Below are 8718 nucleotides of genomic sequence, written 5' to 3'. Positions count from 1 at the left end.
AGAAGTGAAACGCCGTAGCGCCGATGGTAGTGTGGGGTCTCCCCATGCGAGAGTAGGGAACTGCCAGGCATCAAATTTAGCGTGCTGATATGGCTCAGTTGGTAGAGCGCACCCTTGGTAAGGGTGAGGTCCCCAGTTCGACTCTGGGTATCAGCACCACTTTTTAGGTTAAAGTTCGGCAGATTAGAAAAGAATTTGCCTGGCGGCAGTAGCGCGGTGGTCCCACCTGACCCCATGCCGAACTCAGAAGTGAAACGCCGTAGCGCCGATGGTAGTGTGGGGTCTCCCCATGCGAGAGTAGGGAACTGCCAGGCATCAAATAAAACAAAAGGCTCAGTCGGAAGACTGGGCCTTTTGTTTTATCTGTTGTTTGTCGGTGAACACTCTCCCAACCAGGACAAATCCGCCGGGAGCGGATTTGAACGTTGCGAAGCAACGGCCCGGAGGGTGGCGGGCAGGACGCCCGCCATAAACTGCCAGACATCAAATCAAGCGAAAGGCCATCCGAAAGGATGGCCTTTTTGCTTTTCGAACTAACATTCAATTAATGGATTACCTGCGATAAAAATGCCCTCGTACGCTCTGATTTAGGATGCGCAAAAAACTCATCAGGTGCAGCTTGTTCCACTATCTCCCCACGATCCATAAAAATCACCCGGTCAGCGACGGTTCGTGCAAACCCCATCTCATGTGTTACACACAGCATTGTCATACCCGACTGCGCCAGCCCAATCATCGTATCCAGCACCTCTTTCACCATCTCAGGATCGAGCGCCGACGTTGGCTCATCAAACAACATAATTTTCGGCTTCATACACAGCGAACGCGCAATGGCAACGCGTTGCTGCTGACCACCTGAAATCTGTCCGGGAAACTTATGCGCATGTTCGGCAATTCTCACCCGCTCGAGGTAATGCACCGCCAGATCTTCAGCCTCTTTCTTAGGCATCTTGCGTACCCAAATCGGTGCCAGGGTACAGTTCTGTAGAACGGTCAGATGAGGGAAGAGATTGAAATGCTGAAAGACCATTCCCACTTCCTGCCTGACGCGCTCAATATTGCGGATATCTTCATTAAGTTCGATGCCATCTACCACGATCCGTCCCTGTTGATGTTCTTCCAGATGATTAATACAACGAATGGTTGTCGATTTACCGGAACCTGAAGGGCCACACAGAACGATCCGTTCTCCCGGTTGCACGGTTAAATTTATATTTTTCAAAACATGGAATTGTCCATACCATTTATTGACGTTTTCCAGCGTAATCATCGCGTTAGCAGGTTGCAGTAAAATTTGGCTCATAGTGTCCTCAATGCGGTGTACGCCCGGTGTTAAAACGTTTTTCCAGATGCTGGCTATAGCGCGACATGCTGAAACAGAAGATCCAGTAGATCAGCGCGGCGAAAACATACCCTTCCGTCGACATACCCAACCAGGCGGGATCAACGGTTGCCTGCTGAACGCTACTGAAAAGATCGAACAACCCGATAATGATCACCAGGCTGGTATCTTTGAAGAGTGCGATGATGGTATTTACCAGCCCAGGAATTACCAGCTTCAACGCCTGTGGCAGAATAACCAGCCCCTGAGTTTTCCAGTAACCCAACGCCAGCGACTCTGCCGCTTCATACTGCCCTTTAGGCAGTGCCTGTAATCCGCCTCGCACGACTTCCGCAACATATGCTGACTGAAACAGGATCACGCCAACCAGCGCGCGGATCAGTTTGTCGATACTGGTGCCTTCTGCCATAAACAACGGCAGCATGACCGAAGACATAAACAATACGGTAATCAACGGTACGCCGCGCCAGAACTCGATAAAAATGACCGATAAGATACGCACAATCGGCATATGGGAGCGGCGACCTAACGCCAGTAAGATCCCCCACGGTAGCGCCCCCGCAATCCCAACTGATGCAATAATTAAAGTTAGCGTCAGCCCGCCCCATTGCCGGGTTTCAACCCGCTCAAGAGCAAAAAAACCGCCATACATCAGCCACCAGACAATCAGTGGGTAAATCACCGCCCAGGCCGCAATATAGCGACCGCGATGCGGGAGTATTTTCCAGAACATTGGTGCGATCGACACAAGCCCAATCAGTAATGCGAGGTTAATTCGCCAGCGTTGGTCGTGTGGGTAAAGCCCATACATAAACTGACCAAATCGTTCGTGGATGAAGACCCAACAGGCACCGGCTTTTGTGCAGTCGGCACGCGTTGAGCCAACCCAGTTAGCCTGCAAAAATGCCCAGTTCAGCAACGGTGGGATCAGTTCCCACATCAACCATATGCAGCCAATAGTCAGCAGGCTATTGCTCCAGCTGGAGAACAGATTTTTTCGCACCCACACCATCGCGCGGTTTGAGTTATGGCTCGCCGGGCGCGGGGGATGAGACAGCAATACTTTTGTCATCATGACTCCTTAGCGTTCAACGATCGCGATGCGGCGGTTATAGATATTCATCAGCAGCGAGATAGTCAGGCTGATAATCAGATAGACCGACATGGTCATGGCTATCGTCTCGATGGCTTGCCCCGTCTGATTCAGCACGGTGCCGGCAAACAGCGAAACCATATCGGGATAGCCAATAGCGGCGGCAAGAGAGGAGTTTTTGACGATGTTGAGATACTGGCTGGTTAACGGTGGAATAATCACCCGCAATGCCTGGGGAATAATGACCTGGCGTAGCGTAACCGGGTTGGGTAATCCCAGTGACCGAGCCGCTTCATGTTGACCATAAGGCACTGCCTGGATCCCAGCGCGGATAATCTCGGCGATAAATGCAGAGGTATAAACCGAAAGTGCCAGCGTTAAGGCTGCCAGTTCAGGAATTAAAACCATCCCGCCGCGGAAGTTAAAGCCTCGTAGGGCTGGGACATCCCAGTGTAGTGCTGCGCCAAAAAGCCATTGCGCCAGTAAAGGCAAACCAATGATCAACACTGCGGCGATCGGCCAGGTGCGGCGCAGTTGTCCGGTCTTTATCTGGTATGTTTTATTAAAGCGGAATAGCCCAACAGAAAGGACTATAGCCATAACAACAGCCAGGATAAACGCAATAAATCCGTCTCCCAGCTGCGGTGACGGAATATAAAGCCCACGATTGCTCAAAAAGGCCAGATCAAACGCGCTCACAGCCTGGCGTGGTCCGGGCAAATTGCGCAACACGGCAAAGTACCAGAAGAAGATTTGCAGCAGCGGGGGAATATTACGGAAGATCTCAATATAAATTGTGGAAAGCTTTCGTAGCAGCCAGTTATCCGAAAGTCTCGCCAGACCGATAAAGAAGCCCAAAACAGAAGCGAACACAATACACAATGCAGAAACCAGTAGCGTATTGAGTAAGCCGACAATAAAAACGCGTCCGTAGGTGTCGCCCTGCTGGTAATCGATCAAATGCTGGACAATACCGAAGCCAGCGCCGCGATCCAGAAAGGCAAAACCTGAAGTAATGCCACGATTATTGAGATTCGTTACAGTGTTGTGAAATAACCAACCAACAATGCCGACAACAGCAACAATGGCAAGGATCTGGAATAACCAGGCACGAACCGTAGGGTTGGCAAAGGAGAGTGAGCCTTTAACGGTTGAGCGGCGATGAGACATAGAAACCTCGGAAAGCATAACGCTGAAGAGAGCGCCGCCGTCGCGACGCTCGTTACCTCACACCGACTTAACGCACGGGCGGTGCGTACTGAATACCGCCGTTATTCCAGAGATTATTTTGCCCACGTTTAATTTTCAGCGGGCTTTCTGAACCTACGTTACGCTCAAAAATTTCCGAGTAGTTACCCACCTGTTTGATGATGTTATAGGCCCATTTATTATCCAACTTCAGATCCTTGCCGTAATCGCCTTCTTTACCCAGCAGATGTGCCATATCAGGCGTTGCTGGATTAGCCGCTTTTTCATCAACGTTCTGGGAATTGATGCCCATCTCTTCAGCATTCAGCATGGCGAAAAGCGTCCAGCGTACAATCGAGAACCATTCATCATCGCCACGACGAACTACCGGCCCAAGCGGTTCTTTAGAGATAACCTCCGGTAAGACAATCCATTCAGCTGGGTTGCTTAATTTGATGCGCAGGGCATACAGTTGCGACTGATCCGAGGCCAGCGTATCGCAGCGACCAGATTCCAGTGCCTTCGCTGATTCGTCAGAGCGATCGAAAGTCACCGGTGTGTACTTCATATTGTTTGCCTTGAAATAGTCGGCAACGTTGAGTTCGGTATCAGTACCCGCCTGAATACAGACGGTAGCGCCATCCAGTTCTTTCGCGCTTTTTAGCCCCGCTTTATCGTGCGTCAGGAAGCCAATGCCGTCGTAATAAGTGACGCCAGTAAATGCCATTCCCATCCCGGCGTCGCGAGATGAAGTCCAGGTCGTATTACGGGAGAGCAAATCCACTTCCCCTGACTGTAAAGCCGTGAAGCGTTCTTTTGCTGTGAGTGGGGTATATTTCACTTTCGTGTCGTCACCAAATACAGCAGCGGCAACACCACGACAAATATCAACATCAATACCTGAAAATTTACCGTCAGCATCGGCATAAGAGAACCCAGGTAATCCATCACTGATCCCGCATTGCACAAAACCTTTTTTCTGTACGGCATCAAGCGTCGCGCCAGCATGCGCCTGATTTGCAACGGCAAGCAGCACGCTGGCGGCAGCCAGTGTGGCTATCATCATCTTTTTCATAATGCTTCCTGTGAGGCGAAAATTATCGTTATAGGACGTTTGGGAAACGTCTTTTACCTGTCTGTGGCCATCCTCTTATAAGCAAAAGTAGTGCCAGCTTTTGCGCACGATTTCGCGTCGCAATAAGCTGAGTGTAGACAGGAAATAATAAAAACAGCGCCCCGCAATGGTGCGAAAATGAAACATGCGCCACATTTTGGCGCAAAATATTTACGCGTGTTTTACTAAGCAGAATAATGATTGTTAGCGTGAGTATATTTCTGGTGAGAAGTGTGAAAGTTAAATTGATGCGTTATTTCGAAAGCAGCGAAATAACGCGATATAACATGCTAAATCAGCAGAGAATTAGCCAGCAGAATATAGCAATATTTTATCTTATGTAAAGATACTGTATCGTTAAACAGAGCGCGAAACTTCGCGCCCTGTTCAGTTATTTCGACAGAGCGATGATCCCCATCGTCAGGCCAGCAACAGCTGCTGCTCCGCCAGCAATAGCTCCAGCCGTTTCCCAGTTATCCTGAGTTGTGCCTTTCATACAGGTATTGGTGTGAACCAGACGCCCCTGATCGTCATAAACCGGAACGCAGGGCGAATCGTGAGCACAGCCCGCCAGCAATGCGGTGAGCAATGCCACAGGAATTAATCTTTTCATGGTGTTACCTCAGTAATAAACGCTAACGTTTAATAAGTTAACTCTCTTATTAACGAGCTGAATGCCATTTTATCACCGGAGGTTATAAATCTTGCGGAATGAATAATGACAAATTATGTGAATTGTAAAAATAGTGAAGGGAGCGGGAACTATAGAAAGCTTTTAAAGAGTGAGCAAAAGAATATCTTATTAATTTTTATGGGTTTCACTGAAAATAACAAAGGCACCCGAAAGCGCCTTTATGTTTCAGATTTATCCTTTAAAGCAACGGCGGATCACCACAAAGAACACCGGTACGAAGAAGATTGCCAGCAACGTTGCAGAGACCATTCCTCCCATTACCCCGATACCCACTGCGTTCTGCGCGCCACTGCCGGCACCGTTACTGATAGCTAGCGGTAATACGCCGAGAATAAAGGCGAGAGAGGTCATCAGGATAGGACGCAGACGCATACGTACTGCCATCAGTGTCGCTTCAACAACACCTTTACCCTCTTTCTCCATGAGATCTTTAGCGAACTCAACAATCAAAATAGCGTTTTTGGCCGACAAGCCAATTGTCGTTAGCAAGCCCACCATAAAGTAGACGTCATTTTTTTGATTAAAGAGTGTCGCCGCCAGCAGCACGCCGACAATCCCTAACGGCACGACCAACATAACCGAGACAGGAATTGACCAGCTTTCATAGAGTGCAGCAAGGCACAGGAAAACAACCACAAAGGAAATTGCTACCAGAGCGGGAGCCTGGTTTCCCGATAAGCGTTCCTGATACGACATACCCGTCCAGTCATAACCAATGCCCGCAGGTAATTTTGACGCAAGGTTTTCCATCAACGCCATGGCATCGCCGGAACTGGTTCCTGGCGCGGCTTCCCCCTGAATCTCCATTGACGGCAGACCGTTGTAGCGTTCCAGTCGCGGAGAGCCATACACCCAATGTGAAGTGGTAAAGGCAGAGAATGGCACCATTTCGCCGTTGGCGCTGCGGACATAAAGTTTATCGACATCTTCTGGCAGCATACGGAATTTGGCATCCGCCTGAACATACACCTTTTTCACACGACCACGGTCGATGAAGTCGTTAACGTAAGTCCCACCCAGCGCCGTTGAAATGGTCTGATTGATGTCAGAAAGTGAAACACCTAATGCCTGCGCCTTTTCCTGGTCAACTTCCAGTTTAAACTGCGCGGTGTCTTCCAGGCCATTAGGACGCACGCTGACTAAGCTGGCAGGATGTTGCGCAGCCATACCAAGCAACTGGTTACGGGCCTGGGTTAGGGCATCGTGACCCAGCCCAGCCTGATCAATTAACTCAAAGTCGAAACCCGTTGCCGTGCCCAGTTCAACAATGGCTGGCATATTGAATGGAATGACAAAACCGTCGCGGATCTTGCCCAATTCCATTTTGGCACGATGGATTACCGCTTCCGCACTGTTTTCATCACCATTACGCTCTTCCCACGGTTTCAGACTGACGAAGGCCATACCGGCGTTTTGTGCCTGGCCGCTGAAGCTAAAGCCGTTAACCGTAAAGACACTTTCAACGTTCGCTTTCTCGTTTTTCAGATAGTAATCCGTCACTTGATCCAACACTTTTTGCGTCCGCTCTTGCGTCGCGCCAGCGGGTAACTGAATCATGGTCAGAAAGACACCCTGATCCTCTTCAGGTAAGAAGGAAGACGGAAGACGTAAAAACAACACCACCATTCCTGCAACAATCAGCGCATAGATCAGTAAATATCGTCCTGTGGAACCGAGGATTTTGCCGACGCTGTTGGTGTAGTGGTTAACGCTATGATCGAAGGTGGTATTAAACCAGCCGAAGAAACCGCCCTTATTTTCGTGATGCTCAGCAGAGACGGGTTTAAGCAGCGTTGCACATAACGCAGGGGTAAGAATCAATGCCACCAGAACAGAAAGCGCCATTGCCGAAACGATGGTGATAGAGAACTGGCGATAAATTGCCCCAGTAGAACCGCCGAAGAATGCCATCGGAATAAATACCGCTGACAGCACCATCGCGATACCCACCAGTGCGCCCTGAATTTGCGACATTGATTTTTCCGTCGCTTCTTTTGGCGGGAGCTTATCCTCCATCATCACGCGCTCGACGTTCTCCACCACCACTATCGCATCATCGACGAGCAGCCCGATGGCAAGCACCATCCCGAACATCGTTAGTGTGTTGATGGAGTAACCAAAAGCGGCGAGGATGGCAAACGTCCCTAACAACACCACGGGTACCGCAATGGTGGGGATCAGCGTTGCTCGCATATTCTGCAAGAACAGATACATCACCAGGAACACCAGCATAATGGCTTCGAACAGCGTTTTTACCACTTCGTGAATAGAAAGCTGGACGAATGGCGTGGTGTCATAAGGGTAGAGAACCTTCATTCCCTGCGGGAAGAATGGCTGTAATTCCGCCAGTTTTGCCTTAATGGCTTTCGCGGTATCGAGAGCATTCGCGCCGGTTGCCAGCTTAATCCCCAGGCCCGCCGCCGGTTTTCCGTTGATGCGAGCGATAACGTTATAGTTTTCACCGCCAAGTTCAACCCGTGCGACATCTTTCAGACGCACCACCGAGCCGTCACTGTTTACGCGCAGGGTCACTTTGCCGAATTCTTCCGGATTTTTTAACCGCGTCTGAGCAATAATCGAGGCATTCAACTGTTGCCCTGGTAACGCTGGCGTTCCGCCCAACTGTCCGGCAGCGATCTGATCGTTCTGTACCTTCAACTGGTTAATCACATCAACCGGTGTCAGTTTATATTTGTTTAGCAGATCGGCGTCCAGCCAGATACGCATCGCATACTGTGCGCCGAAAAGCTGTACGTCACCGACGCCATTCAGACGGCTAAGCGTATCTTTAACGTTAGAAGCCACATAGTCCGAGATATCGTCCTGTGTGGTGTCTGGGTTATCAGAGACAAAGCCCGCCACCATCAAATAGCTGCTACTGGACTTTTCAACACTGATCCCCTGCTGCTGAACTTCCTGCGGCAGCAACGGCGTGGCGAGCTGGAGTTTGTTCTGCACCTGCACTTGCGCGATATCAGGATCGGTCCCGGGCTGGAAGGTAAGGGTAATTGTCACGCTACCGGCGGAATCGCTGGTGGAGGACATATACATTAGGTTATCGATACCATTCATATTCTGTTCGATAACCTGCGTCACCGTATCCTGCACGGTCTGCGCATCAGCACCTGGATAGTTTGCCGAAACAGAAACCGCAGGCGGTGCAATGGTTGGATACTGAGCGACGGGCAATTGTAGGATCGCCAGTGCGCCCGCCATCATCAGAATAATGGCCAGCACCCATGCAAATATCGGTCGTCGAATAAAAAAGTTTGCCATGTCAGATTACC

6 protein-coding genes, 1 tRNA gene and 1 rRNA gene are annotated in these 8718 nt (G+C 50.0%); 2 read left to right on the top strand and 6 right to left on the bottom strand.

Annotation, left to right across the window (positions count from 1 at the left end; all coding sequences use genetic code 11):
* Positions 1-83: 83 nt before the first annotated feature.
* Positions 84-159 (top strand) — tRNA-Thr (locus RTW80_RS01190).
* A gap of 39 nt (positions 160-198) precedes the next feature.
* A 5S ribosomal RNA gene (gene rrf / locus RTW80_RS01185) occupies positions 199-314 on the top strand.
* 230 nt (positions 315-544) lie between these two features.
* Here the strand turns inward: rrf and RTW80_RS01180 are convergent.
* The 6 genes from RTW80_RS01180 to acrF all read right to left on the bottom strand — a co-directional run bounded on the left by RTW80_RS01180 (position 545) and on the right by acrF (position 8707).
* Positions 545-1303 (bottom strand): amino acid ABC transporter ATP-binding protein, encoded by a 759-nt coding sequence (locus RTW80_RS01180; protein ID WP_000078349.1) that lies wholly within the window; start codon positions 1301-1303, stop codon positions 545-547.
* A gap of 7 nt (positions 1304-1310) precedes the next feature.
* Positions 1311-2414, bottom strand: a complete 1104-nt coding sequence (locus tag RTW80_RS01175; RefSeq protein ID WP_001301413.1) for an amino acid ABC transporter permease — start codon at positions 2412-2414, stop codon at positions 1311-1313.
* Between the two features lie 9 nt (positions 2415-2423).
* Entirely contained in the window at positions 2424-3605 is a 1182-nt protein-coding gene (locus RTW80_RS01170; protein ID WP_033549110.1) for an amino acid ABC transporter permease, read from the bottom strand.
* A 67-nt stretch (positions 3606-3672) separates the two neighbouring features.
* Positions 3673-4698 carry an amino acid ABC transporter substrate-binding protein gene (locus tag RTW80_RS01165; protein WP_000738568.1) on the bottom strand — a complete coding sequence of 342 codons (1026 nt, stop codon included), beginning with the start codon at positions 4696-4698 and terminating at the stop codon, positions 3673-3675.
* Between the two features lie 430 nt (positions 4699-5128).
* Positions 5129-5350 (bottom strand): membrane protein, encoded by a 222-nt coding sequence (locus RTW80_RS01160; protein WP_000825639.1) that lies wholly within the window; start codon positions 5348-5350, stop codon positions 5129-5131.
* 252 nt (positions 5351-5602) lie between these two features.
* Positions 5603-8707 carry a multidrug efflux RND transporter permease subunit AcrF gene (gene acrF, locus RTW80_RS01155; protein ID WP_063119378.1) on the bottom strand — a complete coding sequence of 1035 codons (3105 nt, stop codon included), beginning with the start codon at positions 8705-8707 and terminating at the stop codon, positions 5603-5605.
* Positions 8708-8718: the final 11 nt, after the last annotated feature.

Origin of the sequence: Escherichia sp. AM3, from assembly GCF_032029835.1 — a bacterium.
Taxonomy (GTDB): domain Bacteria; phylum Pseudomonadota; class Gammaproteobacteria; order Enterobacterales; family Enterobacteriaceae; genus Escherichia; species Escherichia coli.
The sequence above is the reverse complement of the archived record's forward strand: the minus strand, read 5'-3'. Positions and strand labels throughout refer to the sequence as shown.

Excerpts from the sequence above, each read along its gene's own strand:
- RTW80_RS01180 (WP_000078349.1), bottom strand. The coding sequence starts at position 1,303 with ATGAGCCAAATTTTACTGCAACCTGCTAACGCGATGATTACGCTGGAA.
- RTW80_RS01175 (WP_001301413.1), bottom strand. The coding sequence starts at position 2,414 with ATGACAAAAGTATTGCTGTCTCATCCCCCGCGCCCGGCGAGCCATAAC.
- RTW80_RS01170 (WP_033549110.1), bottom strand. The coding sequence starts at position 3,605 with ATGTCTCATCGCCGCTCAACCGTTAAAGGCTCACTCTCCTTTGCCAAC.
- RTW80_RS01165 (WP_000738568.1), bottom strand. The coding sequence starts at position 4,698 with ATGAAAAAGATGATGATAGCCACACTGGCTGCCGCCAGCGTGCTGCTT.
- RTW80_RS01160 (WP_000825639.1), bottom strand. The coding sequence starts at position 5,350 with ATGAAAAGATTAATTCCTGTGGCATTGCTCACCGCATTGCTGGCGGGC.
- acrF (WP_063119378.1), bottom strand. The coding sequence starts at position 8,707 with ATGGCAAACTTTTTTATTCGACGACCGATATTTGCATGGGTGCTGGCC.